Here is a 20,308-nt window from a genome sequence, read left to right on the forward strand (position 1 = left end):
TACCAAAACCGCAAAAAAACTCAAAGACTATCCCCTTAAAAAACTAAATAAAGCTATTAACCATCCAGACGCGAGAATAATCTTTGAGCAAATTATAAGATACTGATTTTAAACCACATAAATACAATATTCTCTATAAAATACAGATAATTCCTCACATCTGGTAATTTGAAAGAATTTTAACCTCTTTTTTGAGATTCGTTTAGCTGATTACCAAAAAACACAAACTTACAAGGATTTAAGGAGCCAAAACAACATAGAAATAACCGTGAATTTTTTAGCATAAACCTAAACAATTAATCCATGTTTTAGCTAGTCTTGTATATATTTCAAAAACAAAAAAGCCTCCAATCTCTTGGAAGCTTTATTATCAGTAGTGACCTCGACAGGATTCAAACCTGTAACCTCTTGAGCCGTAATCAAGTGCGCTATTCAGTTGCGCCACGAGGCCATTTTTGTGGCTGCAAATATACAGTTTTTATTAAATTGGCCGCATTACAGTTTACAAAACAAGTAGCAGATGCTGTGTCTGAAATCGTGCTACTTGATCCTTATCCAATATAAATACCTGATTAAAAAACCTTTAAACAATGTGTGCTTTCAAATAAAAACCCCATACCCAAAGTATTAGGAATAATCTCATTATGAAACAAAATACTTTATGAGTATCTCGTTAAAAAAACAGAAGCATACAAATCCTTTTTTCAAGTTCCGTTGGAGTTTAAAACCCTAACAACTCCTAGAATATGATTTATTCCTTCTGATACATTCTTAAATATCCATTCGGTAATATCTCAATAAATTAGGATCAAGTTCCCAAATCAACAGTCCTAGTGTTTTTATAATGAGATTAGTCGTTACTAAACTTACAATAAACAAAACCACCGTTTAAGGGAATCATCATTTCTCCATGTTTTAACCGCCATGAGAAACCATAACGGTGATAAGTTATTTATAAAACTTTACTCTAAGCAGACTAAATTAAATAATAATTAATGTAGTCCGTATTAACATAATTGTGCAAAAAAATAACTGTTTTTAGTTTTACTTTGCTCATTATGAATTTCTGTATAAATCCTCAAGGAGAAAATTTCTATTTAGCTTTTATTTAATAATTGTTGCTTTGCATCGGTAACCTTTGTTACAAACTCCATCTACATACTCAGTTACTTTTGCATTAATAAAACAATTTATTAATGAAAAAAGCACTTTTCTTATTTACCATCTCATTTTTATATTGGTCTATTTCCCTGAATGCACAAGAAATAGTTCTAATCACAAAAGAAAAAGTCCTATCTCTTGCATCAGAAAACAATACTTCATTAAAAATTTCCGAACAGGACTTTTATCAAGCAAGAGGTGATTTCAGACAAACCAATGCTGTTTTTTTACCTCAAATTACAGCCAGCCACACAGGATTAGGCACTACCAACCCATTAATGGCATTCGGGTCTAAATTAAATCAACAAATTATAACACAAGATGATTTTAATCCGACGTTGCTCAACAATCCTTCTCAGATTGAAAATTATGCTACGGTATTTGAGGTTAAGCAACCAATATTAAATATAGATGGGTTTCACCAACGTAAAGCGGCAAAATCTAAAATGGAAGCTATGTCCCTAAAAACAAAAAGAACATCTGATTATTTGTTCTTTGAAGTTGAAAAAGCATATATGCAACTCCAATTGGCTTATAAAGGTGTAGATGTCATGGAAGATGCTTTAACAGCTGCTCTAGCTAATAAAAAAATAGCGGAAAACAGTTTCAAACAGGGCTATTTACAACGAGCAGATGTCTTGAATGTTGAAGTGCGTGTGTCTGAAATTAGAAACCAGTTACAAACTGCAAAAAGCAATATTTTAAATGCTTCAAACTATTTATCCTTTTTAATGAATGAAAACCAAGTTTTGGTTTATAGGCCCGCAGATAATTTACAACTTTCCAAGTTTCAAGTAAAGCATGAGTTAATCTCAGAAAACCGTTCAGATATTAAAGCCATGCAACTCGCCTCAGCAGCTTATGAGTCAATGCATAAAGCTGATAACATGGCATTTTTACCAAGTTTAAATGCCTTCGGAAGCTATGAATTACATGATGATAAAATTTTTCAAGGTGGCGCCAGCGGATACACTTTTGGAGCCCAACTTAGTTGGGATATATTTCAAGGGTCGAAACGATTTGGAAAAGCACAGAAAAGTAAAGCTGAATTTGAAAAATCAAAACTTGAATATGAACAATACATATCTCAAAGCAATTTAGAATTAAACAAAGCAAAGCGTTCTTTAATGGATTTACAAAACAAACTAAGCTTAACTTCACTTGCTCTTGAACAATCAGAGGAATCCTTGAGAATTAGAACAAACAGATTTAAAGAAGGATTAGAAAAAACTTCAGATTTATTGCAATCAGAAACACAATATTCTCAAAAACAATTAGAACATTATCAAACCATTTTTGAATATAATTATGCATTAGCATATCTACAGTTTTTAACTAAGGATTAACAAAACGCCCTATTTAAAACTCTTAAAATAAAATTAAAGACCATGAAAAAACATATCTATATACTGACTTTATCACTAATCTTTTTGAGCTGTAACAGTGATTACAAAAAAAACATTAATGAAAATGCACCATATATTAACGTTAAAATTAGTCATGTTAATAACCAAACTAACAGTCCATTTTTATCAGTTAGTGGAAAAATAAAATCCGTTATGAGTGCAGATCTTAGTACTAGAATAATGGGTTATGTTAACAAGGTACATGTTAATGTAGGCGATACAGTAAAAAAAGGACAGTTGTTGATTTCTATTAATAATGCTGATTTACAAGCCAAACAAGCCCAAGTAAACGCAAATATTTCAGAGGCCACCGCTGCTTTCAATATCGCTGAAAAAGACTTTATACGTTTTAAAAATCTTTTTTCAGAAGAGAGCGCATCTCAAAAAGAAATGGATGACATGACCGCTCATTTTGAAATGGCAAAAGCACGTTTAGAAGGTGCTTATCAAATGAAAAATGAAATTGAAGCCCAGTTTGCATATTCCAATATTACAGCTCCTTTTAATGGTGTAATAACAGGCAAACATATTGAAGCCGGTAATATGGCAAACCCTGGTGCACCCCTAATAAGTTTAGAAAATCCTAATAATTTTGAAGTTATCGCTATGGTTCCAGAAACTGAGATTTCAGAAATCACAAAAGGAAGTGAAGTAACTGTTATAGTTAACTCCATAAATAAAACTTTAAAAGGTATAATTAGCGAAATAAGTGGTTCTGCTAAACATACAGGCGGGCAATATTTAGTAAAAATAGTTTTAGTTAAAACTGACATTAACATCCTATCAGGAATGTTTGCCACGGTGCAGTTTCCTGTTCAAAGGAAATCTAAATCAGATTTGGTTCTAATTCCTTATGAAGCTATTATTGAAAATGGTCAGTTATCTGGTTTATATACAATAAATGAAAATAATACTGCCATATTGCGCTGGTTACGTTTAGGTAGAAGACTTGGCAATCAAGTTGAAGTTTTATCGGGATTAAAAAACGGAGAAGCATACATACTGTCAGCGGATGGAAAACTATTTAACGGAGCTAAGGTAAAGCCATCTTCAACAGCAGAAAAATAGAACTAGAAATCTAATTCGACAAAGTTTAAACATATAACTAATCAGTATCGCGTTAAGGAAAGTAGTAAAAATCCTTTTTAAACTCCAAATATGTTTAAAAAAGATGGCAACGAATAACCTGTCTAAACGCTCAAATAAATTAAAACAATGAAAGAAGGTCTTGCTGGAAAAATAGCCAAAGTATTTATAGGCTCTAAGCTTACAGTACTTTTAATGGTAGTATTCATGGTTATTGGCGTGTACAGTTCGTTTTTAATTCCGCGTGAGGAAGAACCTCAAATTGACGTGCCTATGGCAGATATTTTTGTAGGATATCCTGGTGCCAGCCCTACCGAAGTAGAGTCTAGAGTTCTTAAACCTTTAGAGCAACTCATTTCAAACATAAAAGGTGTTGAATATGTGTACTCTACGGCCATGGAAGAACAAGGCATGGTTATCGTTCAGTTTTATGTAGGCGAAGATATTGAGCGGTCATTTGTAAAATTATATAATGAGATAAACAAGCATATGGACCATATGCCAAAAGGGGTAACATTTCCATTAGTTAAAACACGTGCTATTGATGATGTACCTATGCTTGGTCTCACCCTTTGGAGTGAAAATTATGATGATTATCAATTAAGCCAAATAGCCCAAGAATTAGAGCATGAAATTAAAACCGTGCACGACGTTGCCATTACACATAAAATTGGTGGTAGAAACCGACAGCTACGCGTTGTTATTGATAAAGATAAGTTAGCTGCAAGTGGTTTAGATTTATTGTCTGTTTCTGAAATGATAAATGCCAATAATGCACAATTGAATTCGGGCAGTTTTAACAAGAATGACACCGAATTTCTTGTTAAAACAGGAACTTTTCTAGCAACAGTAACGGATGTAGAAAATTTGGTTATTGGTGTACAACAAAACCAACCCATCTATTTAAAACAAGTAGCGAGCATAATTGATGGACCAGAAATACCTCAAAATTACGTGAGTTTAGGTTTTGGTCAAGGCAGTGAAAAGGCATCTAAATATAGATCAGAATACCCTGCAGTTACTATCTCTGTAGCCAAAAGAAAGGGTGCCGATGCTATGAAAATTGCAGATGTAATTATTGATAAAGTTGAAAACTTACGTAAAACTTTAATTCCTAACGATGTCCATGTAGAAGTTACTCGGAACTACGGTGAAACGGCCTCACATAAAGTATCAGAATTACTATTGCACCTTATAGGGTCTATTATTGCCGTAACATTTGTGGTTATGCTTGCCATGGGTTGGCGCGGTGGTTTAGTGGTGTTTTTATCTGTCCCTATCACTTTCGCCCTTACCCTACTAAGCTATTATATGCTAGATTATACGCTTAACAGAATTACACTTTTTGCCTTGGTATTTGTTACTGGAATTGTTGTAGACGACTCTATTATCATTGCTGAGAATATGCATAGGCATTTTAAAATGAAGCGCCTACCCTTTAAACAAGCTGCATTGTATGCCATTAATGAAGTTGGAAACCCAACCATTTTAGCAACATTTACGGTTATAGCCTCAGTTTTACCCATGGCTTTTGTTTCTGGGTTAATGGGACCATATATGGCGCCAATGCCCATTGGAGCATCTATCGCTATGATTTTATCCCTATTTGTAGCTCTAACAATTACGCCATATTTAGGCTATATTTTCTTAAAGGAGAAGGAGAAAAAGAACAAAATTGAAAAGATTGAAAAACCCATAGAAGACACTTTCATTTATAGGGTATATAACAAATTTGAACGCCCCTTAATTGAAAATAAATCTAAGCGCTGGCTATTCCTAGGTGGTACATTTATGCTATTAATTGGAACCATGGTATTGTTTTTTACTAAATCAGTAGCTGTTAAAATGTTGCCTTTTGATAATAAGAATGAATTCCAAGTAGTCATTGATATGCCAGAAGGCACAACACTTGAGCGCACGGCAGTTGTTGCACAAGAAATCTCTCAATATTTAACCACTAGACCTGAAGTCATAAATTATCAAAATTATATAGGGACTTCTGCTCCTATAACATTTAATGGTTTGGTACGTCATTATGATTTACGCGGAGGTAGTAATATGGCTGATATTCAAGTAAATTTAATAGATAAAAGTGAACGTAAAGCCCAAAGCCATGACATCGCAAAGTTATTGCGCCCTGAGATTCAAAGAATAGCATCAAAATACAATGCCAATGTAAAACTGGTAGAGGTACCTCCTGGCCCCCCTGTTTTATCCACCATTGTTGCAGAAATTTATGGTCCTAACTATGACAAGCAAATTGAGATTGCTAACCAAGTTCAAAGCATTTTAAAAAACACCGCTGATGTTGTAGACATTGATTGGATGGTTGAAGCTGATCAGATTGAATATCAATTTAATATTAATAAAGAAAAGGCCATGCTATATGGTGTTGCTCCACAGCAAATTGTTTATACCATGAATATGGCATTGTCTAACAAAGCCATAACAAATTTGTACGATGAAAATGCATTGAATCAAGTTGGTTTAGTGCTTGCTTTAGATGAAAAAGAAAAATCTACAATTAATGATATTTCACAGTTAAAAGTAAAATCTAAACAAGGTCATCTGATTCCTATTGCAGATTTAGTAGATATTAAGCAAGGCACTAAAGCCAAAAGTATTTACAGAAAAAACCAAAAGCGCGTTGTTTATGTAATGGCTGATATGGCTGGACAACTAGAAAGCCCTGCATATGCTATTTTAGGCATGGAAGAAAAATTAAAACAAATTCAGCTACCAAAAGGCTATAAGATTAACGAAATGTATTTAGGACAACCTGATTTTGAAGATGACTATACGGTAAAATGGGATGGTGAATGGCAAATTACTTTAGAAGTATTTAGAGATTTAGGTATAGCCTTTTTAGGTGCCATTATCTTGATTTATATTTTAATAGTTGGTTGGTTTCAAAATTTTAAAGCGCCAATTGTAATGATGGTGGCTATCCCATTATCATTAATAGGCATTATTTTGGGGCACTGGATGATGGATGCTTTTTTTACAGCCACATCATTTATAGGCATGATTGCCTTAGCTGGAATTATGGTGCGAAATTCAGTTTTATTAATTGATTTTATCAATTTACGTTTAGCTGAAGGAATTCCATTAAAACAAGCAGCTATTGAAGCTGGAGCCGTGCGTACTACTCCTATTTTATTAACCGCAGGAACTGTGGTTATTGGTGCTTTTGTTATTCTTTTTGACCCTATTTTCCAAGGACTCGCTATTTCTTTAATGGGTGGCACCATAGTATCAACAATATTAACCCTATTGGTTGTACCGCTAGTATATTATATGATTGAACGTAAAAACTATAAATAATGAAATTAGTCATGGTAACATCAGTAGAAGCGTTTCAAAAAGATGTTTTGAAACTTTTCAAAGAAGCAAATATTGAAAATTTTAGTAGCTCAGATATTGATGGTCATAAAAACACCACTTCAACATTAATGGCTTCTAATTGGTTTTCATCTATAAAAGGAAGTAATGAATCCAGGCTATTTTTCTCTTTTACCAAAGATCAAAACATAGATACCCTGTTCCAATTGATTAAAGAATTTAACAGCACGTTAATTACAAATAACCCATTAAAAGCAGTCGTTATACCGATAGAAAACTATATTTAAACTTATAATTATGAAAAACAGAATTGTTAGAGCCGTTGCAGGAACCTTTGTATTAATTAGTCTCTTGCTAGCTATTTATATTAATATAAATTGGTTGTGGTTTACGGCGTTTGTAGGCGCAAATTTATTGCAATCTTCCATTACAAAATGGTGTTTAATGGACACTATATTAGAAAGGGTTTTTAAAATAAATAACTAAAAAAATAAACGCATCCAAAACCCTTATTTAAAAAGCGTTTTGGATGCGTTTTAATGGTATTTACAAATTGTATTAGATGAAAAGTAATTGACACCCTTCTTGATCGGCTCTACTATAAAAATCTCCTATAGTTAATATACCATCTAAATCATCAATAAGGTCTTCCTCTTTTAAATGAAACATATCAACGGCTAGTTTACATGCCCAAAGTTTACATCCAGAATCTGTTAAAATTTCTAAAAACTCTCCTATAGGGGGCATATCAAGTTTTTCCATTTCTTTTTTCATCATTTTGGTTGCCAAGGCTTCCATACCTGGCAAACCCCCAAGCATAGTAGGAATATGCATTCCTGGGTTACCTACAGTAGCTACTTTTAAATGTTCTAATTTTTTCTTCTGAATCGCTTCTAGACCAAAGAAGGTGAAAAATATTTCAGATTCAATGCCTTCCATTCTTGCCCCGTTTGCCATTACAAAAGCCGCATAAGCATTTTCAATGGTTGCTTTTGATAAAATAAAAAGCATTTTTTTAACTTTAGTTCCCATAATCTTATAATTTTATTAAGTCCAATTTTATTTTAAATACAACTTTTTGGTTTTGGAATACCAGCTATTAAGGTTGATTTCTTTAATGGTCCTCCAGGAAACAGTGCATAAAATTCTTTTATGTTTATTACACCGCTTTTTTTAATCCCTCTAATTGACAGAGGTTCTTCTTTAAGATGTTTATCCTGAAGATACTCAACAACTTCCCAATGCTTTTCGGTCATTACAACATTGCACTCCCCAGCGATACATTCACAAACTTCTCGATCCCATTGTTTAAAATCAACTAGGTATCCTTCTTCATTAACATCTACTTCTTTATTTGCTATTACTTTTTTCATGATTTCTAATTTTTACTAATTTCTGTTATTTATCTGCTTTTATATCGAATATTTTTCCTTTAAAACTCATATTTCTACCAACAAATGGAATGGGAATACCTTTTAACAACATATTCCAATATATCCACCTAAATGCTAATTTTCCCCAATGGTTAAAAACACTTTCTTTTAATAACTTAAGCGGTCCAATTTTTGCAAATGGAAATGTACCATGCACTGGTTCTTGTTTATAATTAAAATCTATTAAAAGTGCCTTATTATTACCCGTTTCAATGAAACAATTAGCATGACCATCAAACTCTTCTTTCAGCTTATAACCTTTGGTATATAAAATAATATTATCCGTTAGGGTTTCTGCCTGAAAGTGCGCTACAGATCCAGCTTTAGATGCGGGCACATTGGTTGCATCTCCAATAACAAAAATGTTATCATGAGCTATAGATTGTAAGGTATGTTTATGTGTTGGAATAAAATTTAAATCATCGCCTAAACCAGATCGTTCTATTACTTCATCACCCATATTTGTAGGTACTGTTACTAATAAATCAAAAGGAATTTCCCTGTCTACGTAATCTACAATGGCTTTCTTTTCATTATCAACCTCCATGACAGCAAAATCAGTCTCTATGTTAATTTGCTTTTCCTTCAATAAGTAATTTAAGGCTTTCGTACATGTTGGTTTTGTAAAGGCGCCATCTAAAGGGGTTACATAAGTAATATCCACCTTGTCTCGCATGCCTTTTTTCTTAAAATAAGAGTCGGCCAAAAAGGCAAATTCTAAAGGTGCAACTGGACATTTAATTGGCATTTCAGTAATATGAACTACTAATTTACCACCTTGCCAATCGCGTAATTTATTACGTAAAGCCAAAGCTCCCTCATAAGTATAAAAATCAAAAATATCTTTTTGCCATAACGGCCCTAATAAACCATCGGTTTCGTCTGGTGCAATTTTAGATCCTGTAGCTACGATTAAAATATCATAACTCAAGGTTTCGTCTTCTAATTCAACTTTATTAGTTTCGGGAAAAATTTGTTTTATTTCTTTCTGAATATAATTCACCCCTTTAGGTACAAATTTCTTCCCTTCTTTTTTAACTTGATTTTCAGTGTAAGTATCAAAAGGTAAAAACAAAAAACCTGGTTGATAGTAATGTGTTTTATATTGATCAACTATGGTAATTTTCCATTCCTTATTTGAAAGTTTAGACACTAAGTGATTGGACATCATTGTTCCAGATGTACCTGCTCCTAATATTATTAAATTTTTCATTTTTTTAGAGTTTAATGTTTACCCAAAACACACATTTAAGTATGATGCTAAATTAAACCTAACATGAAGTTTAAACTATGACAAAAATCATGTAAACCCTTGTGTAACAAAGGTTACACAAGGGTTTACACAAAACAAAGTTTAAAAACAAACCTGTGAATTATGATAAAAATCATAGTTACAATTATGTCCACCGAGTAGCTTTGAATATAAATTTTCCAACTCAGTATTTTGTTCAAATACTAACAGAATACTCTTAAATACTTTAATTATGAAAACTAATTTATTTAACTATGTATTACTATTGTTCTCGACCTTTGCCTTCTCGCAAGCTGGTCATATTATGCAAGGTGTAGGCGCTATAAACATGTCAATGGGAGGAGCAGCAACCGCACAACCATTGGATATCTCTGGAGCGTTACAATGGAACCCAGCTTCAATTTCTTCTTTTGATTATCAAACTATAAAACTGGATGTTGGTTTGTTTTCATCATCTCCAGAATTAAGCTCTTCATTTGGGCCGTTATCTGGAACTACTATGGACGATAGAGGAACATCAATTATGCCTAATATAGCTTATGTTTGGGCTAAAGAAGGAAGTAAACATACCTTTGGAGCTTCTGCCTTTGGCATTAGTGGTTTTGGAGTAACATTTCCTGAAGATTCCAATTATCCTCAAGATATTTTAGGCAACCCTAATCCAAACTACAACCCTAATCAAAGTTCAAATCCAATAAATTTCCCGCAAAATGCTGGAGGATTTGGTCATATAGAATCAGACTATATGCTACTGCAAGTAAGCTTAAGTTATGCTTATGAAATAACCGATAAATTTTCAATAGGTGTTCAGCCCAATATAAACTATGCCGCCTTACAACTCATGCCAAATCCAACAGCAAACCCTTCAATGACAGCTGGCTACTCTGCTACTAACAAAGCATCAGCAATTGGCTACGGCGCACAGTTCGGCTTATTCTATGATTCCGGCTTTGGCCTTAAGCTGGGAGCCTCCTATAAAACAACACAAAAATTTCAAGAATTTGAATTTGATAATACTTATTTAGATAATTCTATGGCAACTAGTAAATTCCAAATGGATTATCCTGCCATCTTATCATTTGGTCTTGGTTATTCAGTCAGTGATGTTGATTTGGCTCTTGATTTTAGGAGAGTAGATTATGAAAACACCGAAGGATTCTCAAAAACAGGATGGACACAAACAGGATCTGTTTCAGGATTTGGATGGCAAAATATTTCTATTCTATCAGCAGGTTTACAGTATAAAGGTATTAGTAAATTACCTCTACGTATTGGTTATACTTATAGTTCAAATCCAATACCTGAGGATGTTACATTCTTCAATGTTCCTGCTACTGCTGTTATTAAAAATGCCTTTCAATTTGGATTAAGTTACGAAGTTAATAGTAATTGGAAAATTGATGGAGTTTACCATTATGGAGATAGCGGAGATGCCACAAAAGGACAAATGTTAAGCCCTTTTGCAGTATCACCTTCAAATCCCTTGGGAAAAATAGCAGGGTCTTCAATTTCTTATGATATGACAACTTCAATGATTATGCTTGGAGTTAGTTACACATTTAATAAGCCAACTGATTAAAGAAAAGAGTAACCCGAATAAATATTTGACATAATAAAAACAAAAAAGCTTCCATTACAATGGAAGCTTTTTAAATATTGTGACCTCGACAGGATTCAAACCTGTAACCTCTTGAGCCGTAATCAAGTGCGCTATTCAGTTGCGCCACGAGGCCTTTAATGCGGGTGCAAATATACATTTTTTATTAAAATACAAGCAAATATTTATGTCGAAAAAAAAATATTAACCTCGCAACACCTCTATTTATAATTCATATATTTTCATGAAGTATTATTATGATATAGAAAAGAGTAAAATATCCCGCATAATAGTGTCGTTTTACAAAGCGAAAGCGCTTTCAAACTACAAAATCTATACAAACTTCCAATAGAGATAATAAACCATGTTAAAACTTAGCCTAATTGATGATTTTCAGGATAGCCTAAATGAATAATATTAGCTTTTCCTAACAAATTATAACATGTTTTAATCTTTTATCTTCCATGAAGAATTGATTCAGGTAGAAAATCATTATTTTTGAAGCTATGACAAAACAGTTATTACAAGAAAAATACAATCATATTTTAGATGAGAAGCTTATCAAAGAAATTTTTGAAATTGGCACATTTAAAACATTTAAAAAAGATGATATAATTATTGACATCAATCAACCACTTCAACATATACCTTTATTACTTACCGGTCATATCAAAATTCTCAGAGAAGATAATGAAGGTAATGAATTGCTTATTTATTTTTTAGAAGCTGGGGAAACCTGTACCATGTCTCTAACCTGTTGTTTAGGCACAACAAAAAGTAAAATAAGAGCTGTGGCAGAAGAAGATTCTAGCCTTGTAATGATTCCCGTAGAAAACATGCAAAAATGGTTTAATAACAATGATAGTTGGAGAAATTTTATTTTGGAAGCTTATCAAACGCGATTTGATGAAATGCTGGAAACCATTGACAACTTAGCATTTATGAAAATGGATGAAAGGCTTTACAAATATCTTTATAATAAAACTATACTTCACAACTCCAAAATCATTATTGTTAAACATCAAGACATTGCTATTGATTTACATACCTCTCGGGTAGTTATTTCAAGACTTCTAAAACAATTAGAAAACAAAAATAAAATTAAACTTAGTAGAAATAAGATTGAAGTTTTTTAGTTTTTCTAGTCAGATAATGTAAGGAGACTTTAGTTATATATCTTGATCCGAATTAAAAGTTATAAAGGCAAGTTTATTGCTTAGTACGAGGTGCATACATTTTTCACCATAGTAATATATTCAACTAAACATCAAGTCATTAGACCTTTAAGTAACATTTATCACAAATACAATAGACTGAATATTATAATTTTGCAAAAAAAAAAAAAAAAATGGAATCTCTTTTAAACCCTTGGCCGTGGTATGTTTCGGGCCCATTAATAGCCCTAGTCATGGCGCTTTTACTCTATTTTGGAAAGACCTTTGGTATGTCTTCTAATTTAAGAACATTATGTGCAATAGGCGGCGCCGGAAAAATATCTAATTTTTTTAAATTTAATTGGAGAGATCAAGCTTGGAATTTAACGGTTGTTTTAGGAGCCATAATCGGGGGGTATATAGCGGTTCAATATTTATCAAATAATAGTGGGACAGACTTAAACCCAAAAACCGCTGCTGAACTAAAAACTATGGGGTTTGAAAATCCTGGATCTACATTGGTGCCCAATGAAATATTTGGTTTAGATATTTTGACAACCCCAAAGGGAGTTCTACTTTTAGTTATTGGCGGCTTGCTCGTTGGTTTTGGAACGCGATACGCAGATGGATGCACTTCTGGGCACGCGATTACAGGTTTAAGCAGTTTACAAAAACCTTCTCTAATAGCCGTTATTGGATTCTTTATTGGTGGACTAATAATGACTAATTTTATTTTACCCTTATTATTTTAAGTATGAAATTTCTAAAATTTTTATTTGTTGGTATTTTCTTTGGAATTGTTCTGGTCAAATCTGAAGCGGTTTCTTGGTTCAGAATTTACGAAATGTTCCGTTTTCAGTCTTTTCACATGTATGGCATTATAGGTACTGCAGTGGCTTCAGGAATTCTGTTTCTACAAATTGCAAAAAAAGGACACATCAAAAGCATAAAAGGCGCAGACATTTTTGTTCCTAAAAAGGATAATGGATTAATTAGATACATAGTGGGCGGCATTATTTTCGGATTCGGCTGGGCACTAATTGGTGCTTGTCCTGGTCCTATGTATATTCTCTTAGGTACAGGTGTTTGGAGTATGATAGTGGTTATAGCCGCAGCCACTTTAGGAACTTTTATATATGGTGTACTTAAAAATAAATTACCGCACTAAGCATGGATAATATCCAAATTTTAGGATACATTGGCGCACTGATAGTTGGTCTGGTTTTGGGGCTAATTGGCGGCGGAGGTTCTATTCTTACCGTACCACTTTTAGTTTATCTTTTAGGTTATAATCCTGTTGTTGCAACAGCATATTCTCTTTTTGTAGTAGGTACCTCATCTATGGTGGGAACCTATCAAAAATACAAAAAGGGATTGGTAGACTTTAAAACAGGATTAGCCTTTTCGTTTCCATCATTTATTGCGGTGTATTTATCTAGAAGGTATCTTGTTCCCGGAATTCCTAATCATTTGTTTTCTTGGGGCGGCTATACTTTAACAAAAGATATGGGCATCATGCTTTTCTTTGCCATTATCATGTTGTTTGCGGCCATTTCAATGATTAAAAAAGGTGAACCAGAAGATACCCAATCAAGTGGCCAGCCTTATTACAAAACGTTCTTTCAAGGCGTTGTTATCGGAACTATTACTGGTGTTATTGGCGCAGGAGGTGGTTTTCTGTATGTTCCGGCTTTAGTGCTTTGGGCGAATATCCCAATGAAAAAAGCCGTAGGCACCTCTTTAATTATAGTAACTATAAATTCCCTTATTGGGTTTATTGGAGATATTCAAACATTAGATATTGAATGGTTTTTTCTCTTAACTTTTACGGGTATTTCAATTCTTGGAATACTTATAGGTGTATTTCTGTCCAAATTTGTAAGTAGTAGCAAACTAAAAAAGAGCTTTGGCGTCTTTGTTTTACTCATGGCTGGTTACATAATGTATAAGGAACTACAGTAGCTCAGTGTAATATAAGTTACATATTGACTGCTAACTATTTAGTAATTTTGAACAACTATTAAAGTTCATATAGAACACTTCCGTCATAGGAAATCACTAAAAATTAAAAACTATGAAAATAGAACAAATTTATACAGGCTGTTTAGCACAGGGGGCATATTATATTGAATCTAATGGAGAGGTCGCTATTATTGACCCATTACGAGAAACACAACAATATGTTGACAAAGCTAATGCAGAGGGTGCTAAAATTAAATATATATTTGAAACTCATTTTCATGCTGATTTTGTTTCAGGACATGTGGATTTGGCTAAAAAAACTGGAGCTACAATTGTTTTCGGACCTGGTGCTGAAACATCATATGATATTCATACAGCAAAAGACAATGAAGAGTTTAAACTTGGTGATGTTATTATTAAAGTGCTTCACACCCCAGGGCATACTTTAGAATCTTCCACTTTTTTATTAATTGATGAAAAAGGTAAAGATCATGCCATTTTTTCTGGTGACACCTTATTTTTAGGGGATGTTGGCAGGCCTGATTTAGCAATTAAATCTGACTTAACTAAAGAAGATTTAGCGGGTATGCTTTTTGATTCGCTTCGCAATAAAATAATGCCATTGGCTGATGATGTAATAGTATATCCAGCGCATGGTGCGGGTTCTGCTTGTGGTAAAAATTTAAGCAAAGAGACCGTTGGTGTTTTAGGCGATCAGAAGCAAACGAATTATGCGCTTAGAGCTGATATGACTAAAACTGAATTTGTGAAAGAAGTGCTTGATGGTATTGCACCACCACCACAATACTTTGCAAAAAATGCTATGATGAATAAATCTGGCTATGATAATTTTGAAACCATTCTTAAAAAGGGTGATACACCATTGAGTCCTGAAGAATTTGAAGCCGTGGCAAACAACGAAGATGCCTTAGTTTTAGATGTTAGAAATGAACAAGAATTTGTCAAAGCACACATACCTAATTCCATTTTTATTGGAATTCATGGAGGATTTGCACCTTGGGTTGGAGCTTTAATTACCGATTTAAAACAACCTATTTTATTAGTTACCCCAGAAGGCAAAGAACAAGAAACGGTTACGCGATTATCTCGGGTTGGCTATGATAACACCTTAGGTTATTTAGAAGGAGGAATTGAAGCTTGGCAAAATGCTGGTAAAGATATTGAAACCATAAAATCAGTTTCTGTTCAGGAATTCGCTCAAGACTTTAAAAATAATAATGTAGAGGTTTTAGATGTTAGAAAGGATGGTGAATACAAATCTGAGCATTTAGAAGGTGATAACGTGAAACATTTCGCTTTAGATTATATAAATGACAACATGAATACCATTGACCAAAATCAAGAATACTATGTGCATTGTGCTGGTGGTTATCGTTCTGTAATTGCGGCTTCCATTTTAAAGGCTAGAGGCTTTAATAAACTCATTGATATTGCGGGTGGATTTGGAGCTATAAAAAACTCTGATTTACCAATTACAGCGTTTGTATGTCCTTCAACTTTATAAGATTAAATTGTTATAAGTATTTCTAAAAATATGCTATCCTCGAGGTTCTTCCTCGGGGATTTTTTTCACACTAACTGACCGGTTTAATTTAGGAAATGCCTTTCTATTATAAGTCATATCAAACCTAGGGTCTGACACATAACCCATACGTTCCTGCTTTATAACTTCAATAGTTAAAAACCCAAATTCTTCAACCACCTTTCCTGTAATACGATAAACACCTTTTCCTTTAAACGGATAACGTTTAGCCACAGGTGGAAAATGTACTGTGTCTAGCCATTGGCCATCCTGATCCAAAAAGGTACCAAAATGCATACGATCCCCTTTATGTGTACTTGTGTTTTTGGCCGTAACTAAATAACCGTAAATCGTTATTACTTTATTTTTAAAAGCTTTCAAATCTGCGACTAAGCACCTATTAGTAGGTGGCGTTTCAAGAAGAGAAAAGACATTATATAGTGTGAAGTTCAATAATTCTAATTGGTCAAAAGCATTTTCTAAATCTGTAATTGTAAATTCTGGCAATACAAATTCCTTAGTGCCTACTTTAAATAACTGCGGTTGTAATTCATCAACTGCCAAATGGTTGTATTTATAATAAGCCTCCCATAAGAGCGTCCGTTTATCTTTCCCTAAACTTCTAAACGCATTAACTCTAATTAAGATATCGAGCTGCTCTATAGACATTGGTACACGTTCTATAAAATCATTTAAAGACGTAAACTTTTTTTCTGCTCGAGATCGTAATACATGAATCATATTACGTTTTTCAAAACCCTGTAGATGCTGAAACCCCAAATAAATATTAACCCCCTCTATAATGGTATCTACATGACTTTTATTAATACAAGGTGGATGAATAATACCACCTAATTTTTTAGCCTCATGAAAATAGAGTTCCGTTCTATAAAAGCCACCACCATTGTTAACCGTTGCTACCATATATTCTAAAGGGTAATAACATTTTAAAAACAAACTTTGATAAGACTCAACAGCATAAGATGCGGAATGTCCTTTTGCAAAAGCATAGCCTGCAAAACTTTCAATTTGTCGCCATACCTCAAATATTACGGCATCTTGTTCTCCTTTTTCACGACAATTAGAAATAAACTTTTCTTTAACAGCTAAAAATTCTTCTCTAGAACGGTATTTACCACTCATCCCTCGCCTTAACACATCAGCTTCTCCCAAATCTAAACCAGCATAATGATGTGCTACTTTAATAACATCTTCTTGATACACCATAACACCGTAAGTATCGGGCATAATATCCCATAATACAGGATGTGCTTTTTTTCTTCGTTCAGGGTTTTTATGTCTCAAAATATACTCGCGCATCATACCACTTTTTGCAACACCTGGACGAATAATAGAACTTGCTGCAACGAGTGTCAAATAATCTCTAACCCCTAATTTTTTAAGCAACATACGCATAGCAGGAGACTCAACATAAAAGCAGCCTATACATTCTGCTCGCGCTATCATATCATTAATCTGTTTATCAATGAAAAATGGTTTTGCATTATGAATATTGGGTAATGTAATCTCAGGACTGTTCTTCTCAATTATAGCAATAGCATCCTTTATTTTACCAAGTCCACGCTGTCCTAAAATATCAAACTTATACAAGCCCACATCTTCAGCAATATGCATATCAAATTGTACCGTTGGAAAGCCTTTAGGCGGCATATGAGTTGCCGAAAAATAATGAATGGGCTGTTCTGAAATTAAAATCCCAGCCGCATGTATACTAATATAATTTGGTCGTCCTTGTAGATAATTAGCATAACGCAATACCAAACTAGACAATTCATCAAGTTGTTTGTAATTAAACTTCCCTGAGCACAACTTATCAATTTCATATTTAGGTAACCCAAATACTTTACCTAGTTCGCGTACGGCACCTTTATACTGAAATGTGACATAAGCTCCTAACAATGCTACTTGGCCTTCAGATCCAAATGTTTCAAAAATAAAACGTGTCACATCTTCCCTATCCCAGGTTGAAAAATCGATATCAAAATCTGGAGGGGTTGTGCGATACAAATTCATAAACCGTTCAAAATACAAGTCTAACTCAATAGGGTCTACATCAGTGATTTCTAACAAATACGCAACAATACTATTAGCTCCACTACCTCTTCCTACATAATAATATCCTTTTGATTTTGCATATTGAATAATCTTCCAATTAATTAAAAAGAAGCTCACATAATTCTGTAACTTTATAAGACTCAGCTCCTTTTGCAACCGTTGTTTAATGGTTTTTGTAACAACATCATAGCGTTTAGGCAAACCTTCATTACAAAGGGCTACCAATTTTTCAAAATCCAGTGCCTTACTCTCATATAGGGTTGCTAAATTTTGACTCTTTTTAGTATTAGAAAAATCAAATTGAATACTACAACGCTCCAATACTTCTGTTGTATTTTTTAGAATATGTGGATAATCTTGAAATTTTTTTTCTATTTCAGAAGTTGATACTATGCTATGTTCTATTGATCCTTGCTGTAATTTAGGCAGCTTACTTAAAAGTGTATTATTATCAATAGCTCTTAATAAACGATGTATATTAAAATCTCGCTTATGTCTAAAACTTACCGTATGTAATACGACCAGATTATCCTTATACTGCTTAAATTTAGAAAACTGAAGTTTATTGATGTCTTGAAGCGATACCCCTATACATTCATTTTTAGCAAAAGTATATTTCTCAATAGCAAACACCTTTTTTAAAGGGTAAATTGTTATTACGTTTTGAAATTTTGGAGCTACATCAGGGAATTGTTGATTTGCATGTAAGTGTTTTGAAAGAAAATTATTTAATTCTAAAAACCCCTGATTATTAATTGCTAAACACACGTAACATTGTTGCGCATTATTCCTAAAGTCAATACCTACTACCGGCGTAATAGAATATTCGTTAGCGCGTCTAATAAAATTCAAACAACCTGAAGTATTATTAATATCAGTAAGCGGGAATACACTACAACCCTGCGCTTGAGCCAATTCTAAAAGCTCATTTTCGGCCATAGTGCCATAACGCAAACTATAATAAGAGTGATTATTTAAAAACATACTAGTATCTTTATCTACTGACTTCTATGCGCCAATACAATAGGAGGTTCTCCATTAAAAGGGTTTGTAAAGTTCCCAATTGATCTTGCCCCCTCTCCAAGTGCAGAAGCTCTCACCACACTTCGAGAGCCATAACGCAAACGAATTTTATCCATAGCATTATACAGGTTAACTGTTCGTTTTTGGTCATCAAACAAATTGATTTGATAGGTCCCTGAAGTTATCCCCCCATACTTCACTCCTACTAATCGCACAAGAACTCTTCTATCATACAGTTTTTCAAATAGTTCATGAACCAAAGGAATTAAATGATGATCTGCCGATGTGTAGGGTATCTTAAGTTGCTTGGAATACGTTTGAAAATCAGAATATCGAATTTTCACTGTTACTGTAGAAGCTAATTTCCCGCCTCGGCGTAACTGAAATGCTAAATCTTCAGCCATCGCTGCAAGCGTTGTTTTAATTTTAGAAACATCTATAGTATCTAAACCATAAGTACGCTCGCTGGAAATAGATTTTCGCTCATGATATTCAATAATTGGCGTATTATCAATGCCATTAGACCGTTGCCAAATAACACGTCCATTTTTACCAAAAACAGAAGTCATCATTTCCACAGGCATTTGTTGTACCGTATGTACCGTTTTAATACCCATATTACAAAAGGCTCTAAAGGTCTTTTCTCCAACCAATGGAATCTTTTTAATTGAAAGTGGTGCAAGAAATTCCTTTTCTGAACCTACATCTATTTTTAATTGATTATTAGGTTTTGCCTCATTGGTAGCGACCTTAGAAACTGTCTTATTTCCTGAAAGTCCAAATGATATAGGCAGTCCTGATTCTCTAATTACTTTTTGACGTAGTTCTGTAGCATATTTATAACATCCAAAAAAACGATCCATCCCAGAAAGATCTGCATAAAACTCATCAACACTTGCTTTTTCCAAGACAGGAACTTCACTTTGCAAAATCTCTGTAACTAGCTTAGAATACTTTGTATAAGTCCCTGCATTTCCTCTAATAAAAATAGCGTGACCACATAATTGTCTTGCCATTTTCATGGGCATGCCAGAATGCACGCCATATGCTCGTGTTTCATAACTAGCAGCACTTACTACACCACGACCACCTAAACCACCAACAATAACGGGCTTATTGTTTAGTTTGCTATCTAAAAGTCGTTCACAAGAGACAAAGAAAGCATCTAAGTCGAGATGTAAAATAGTACGCTTCATAAAAGTGATCGTATTTCTAAAAGTATTTTGTTCTACAAAAATATAGAACAAAAACAAATATTCTATATTTGTATATA

The 20,308-nt window shown here is 33.6% G+C and carries 16 protein-coding genes and 2 tRNA genes; 11 read left to right on the top strand and 7 right to left on the bottom strand.

Going from position 1 to position 20,308, the window contains the following annotated elements; genetic code table 11:
* Positions 1-377: 377 nt before the first annotated feature.
* Positions 378-451 (bottom strand) — tRNA-Arg (locus IE051_RS06800).
* Between the two features lie 745 nt (positions 452-1,196).
* On the opposite strand from IE051_RS06800, the gene IE051_RS06805 reads away from it, so the two are divergent.
* From IE051_RS06805 to IE051_RS06825, 5 genes are all read left to right on the top strand, one after another.
* Complete coding sequence (locus tag IE051_RS06805) at positions 1,197-2,507, top strand: TolC family protein (RefSeq protein WP_189360042.1); 1,311 nt, start codon at positions 1,197-1,199, stop codon at positions 2,505-2,507.
* Positions 2,508-2,549: 42 nt separating this feature from the next.
* Positions 2,550-3,635 (top strand): efflux RND transporter periplasmic adaptor subunit, encoded by a 1,086-nt coding sequence (locus tag IE051_RS06810; RefSeq protein WP_189360043.1) that lies wholly within the window; start codon positions 2,550-2,552, stop codon positions 3,633-3,635.
* A 147-nt stretch (positions 3,636-3,782) separates the two neighbouring features.
* Positions 3,783-6,977 (top strand): efflux RND transporter permease subunit, encoded by a 3,195-nt coding sequence (locus tag IE051_RS06815; protein WP_189360044.1) that lies wholly within the window; start codon positions 3,783-3,785, stop codon positions 6,975-6,977.
* Positions 6,977-7,282: a hypothetical protein gene (locus IE051_RS06820; RefSeq protein WP_189360045.1), complete on the top strand. Its 306-nt coding sequence runs from the start codon at positions 6,977-6,979 to the stop codon at positions 7,280-7,282. The genes IE051_RS06815 and IE051_RS06820 overlap by 1 nt, the downstream gene beginning before the upstream one ends.
* A gap of 10 nt (positions 7,283-7,292) precedes the next feature.
* On the top strand, positions 7,293-7,481 hold the full coding sequence (locus IE051_RS06825; protein ID WP_189360046.1) for a YgaP family membrane protein: 189 nt from the start codon (positions 7,293-7,295) through the stop codon (positions 7,479-7,481).
* 72 nt (positions 7,482-7,553) lie between these two features.
* Here IE051_RS06825 and IE051_RS06830 read toward each other — a convergent pair whose 3' ends face one another.
* From IE051_RS06830 to sqr, 3 genes are read right to left on the bottom strand one after another with little or no spacing between them, the layout of a single operon-like run.
* Complete coding sequence (locus IE051_RS06830; RefSeq protein ID WP_189360047.1) at positions 7,554-8,027, bottom strand: DsrE/DsrF/DrsH-like family protein; 474 nt, start codon at positions 8,025-8,027, stop codon at positions 7,554-7,556.
* Between the two features lie 32 nt (positions 8,028-8,059).
* Complete coding sequence (locus IE051_RS06835) at positions 8,060-8,368, bottom strand: TusE/DsrC/DsvC family sulfur relay protein (protein WP_189360048.1); 309 nt, start codon at positions 8,366-8,368, stop codon at positions 8,060-8,062.
* A gap of 25 nt (positions 8,369-8,393) precedes the next feature.
* Complete coding sequence (sqr, locus tag IE051_RS06840) at positions 8,394-9,641, bottom strand: type III sulfide quinone reductase, selenoprotein subtype (RefSeq protein ID WP_189360049.1); 1,248 nt, start codon at positions 9,639-9,641, stop codon at positions 8,394-8,396.
* A 271-nt stretch (positions 9,642-9,912) separates the two neighbouring features.
* On the opposite strand from sqr, the gene IE051_RS06845 reads away from it, so the two are divergent.
* On the top strand, positions 9,913-11,259 hold the full coding sequence (locus IE051_RS06845) for an OmpP1/FadL family transporter (RefSeq protein ID WP_189360050.1): 1,347 nt from the start codon (positions 9,913-9,915) through the stop codon (positions 11,257-11,259).
* Between the two features lie 80 nt (positions 11,260-11,339).
* Here IE051_RS06845 and IE051_RS06850 read toward each other — a convergent pair.
* Positions 11,340-11,413, bottom strand: a tRNA-Arg gene (locus IE051_RS06850).
* Between the two features lie 370 nt (positions 11,414-11,783).
* Between IE051_RS06850 and IE051_RS06855 the strand changes: the two genes are divergently transcribed.
* The 5 genes from IE051_RS06855 to IE051_RS06875 all read left to right on the top strand — a co-directional run bounded on the left by IE051_RS06855 (position 11,784) and on the right by IE051_RS06875 (position 15,918).
* Positions 11,784-12,413 (top strand): Crp/Fnr family transcriptional regulator, encoded by a 630-nt coding sequence (locus IE051_RS06855; RefSeq protein ID WP_189360051.1) that lies wholly within the window; start codon positions 11,784-11,786, stop codon positions 12,411-12,413.
* Between the two features lie 212 nt (positions 12,414-12,625).
* Positions 12,626-13,183, top strand: a complete 558-nt coding sequence (locus IE051_RS06860) for a YeeE/YedE family protein (protein WP_189360052.1) — start codon at positions 12,626-12,628, stop codon at positions 13,181-13,183.
* Positions 13,184-13,185: 2 nt separating this feature from the next.
* A complete protein-coding gene (locus tag IE051_RS06865; RefSeq protein ID WP_189360053.1) occupies positions 13,186-13,599 on the top strand; it encodes a DUF6691 family protein in 414 nt (137 codons plus the stop codon).
* 2 nt (positions 13,600-13,601) lie between these two features.
* Positions 13,602-14,393, top strand: coding sequence for a sulfite exporter TauE/SafE family protein (locus IE051_RS06870; protein WP_189360054.1), 792 nt, complete (start codon positions 13,602-13,604; stop codon positions 14,391-14,393).
* A gap of 112 nt (positions 14,394-14,505) precedes the next feature.
* A complete protein-coding gene (locus IE051_RS06875) occupies positions 14,506-15,918 on the top strand; it encodes an MBL fold metallo-hydrolase (RefSeq protein WP_189360055.1) in 1,413 nt (470 codons plus the stop codon).
* A gap of 33 nt (positions 15,919-15,951) precedes the next feature.
* On the opposite strand, the gene IE051_RS06880 is transcribed toward IE051_RS06875, so the two are convergent.
* Both IE051_RS06880 and dinB read right to left on the bottom strand, forming a co-directional pair.
* Entirely contained in the window at positions 15,952-18,996 is a 3,045-nt protein-coding gene (locus IE051_RS06880; protein WP_189360056.1) for a DNA polymerase III subunit alpha, read from the bottom strand.
* Positions 18,997-19,010: 14 nt separating this feature from the next.
* Positions 19,011-20,231: a DNA polymerase IV gene (gene dinB, locus IE051_RS06885; RefSeq protein WP_189360057.1), complete on the bottom strand. Its 1,221-nt coding sequence runs from the start codon at positions 20,229-20,231 to the stop codon at positions 19,011-19,013.
* Between the last annotated feature and the right edge of the window lie 77 nt (positions 20,232-20,308).

Origin of the sequence: Algibacter mikhailovii (assembly GCF_014651495.1) — a bacterium.
GTDB lineage: Bacteria > Bacteroidota > Bacteroidia > Flavobacteriales > Flavobacteriaceae > Algibacter_E > Algibacter_E mikhailovii.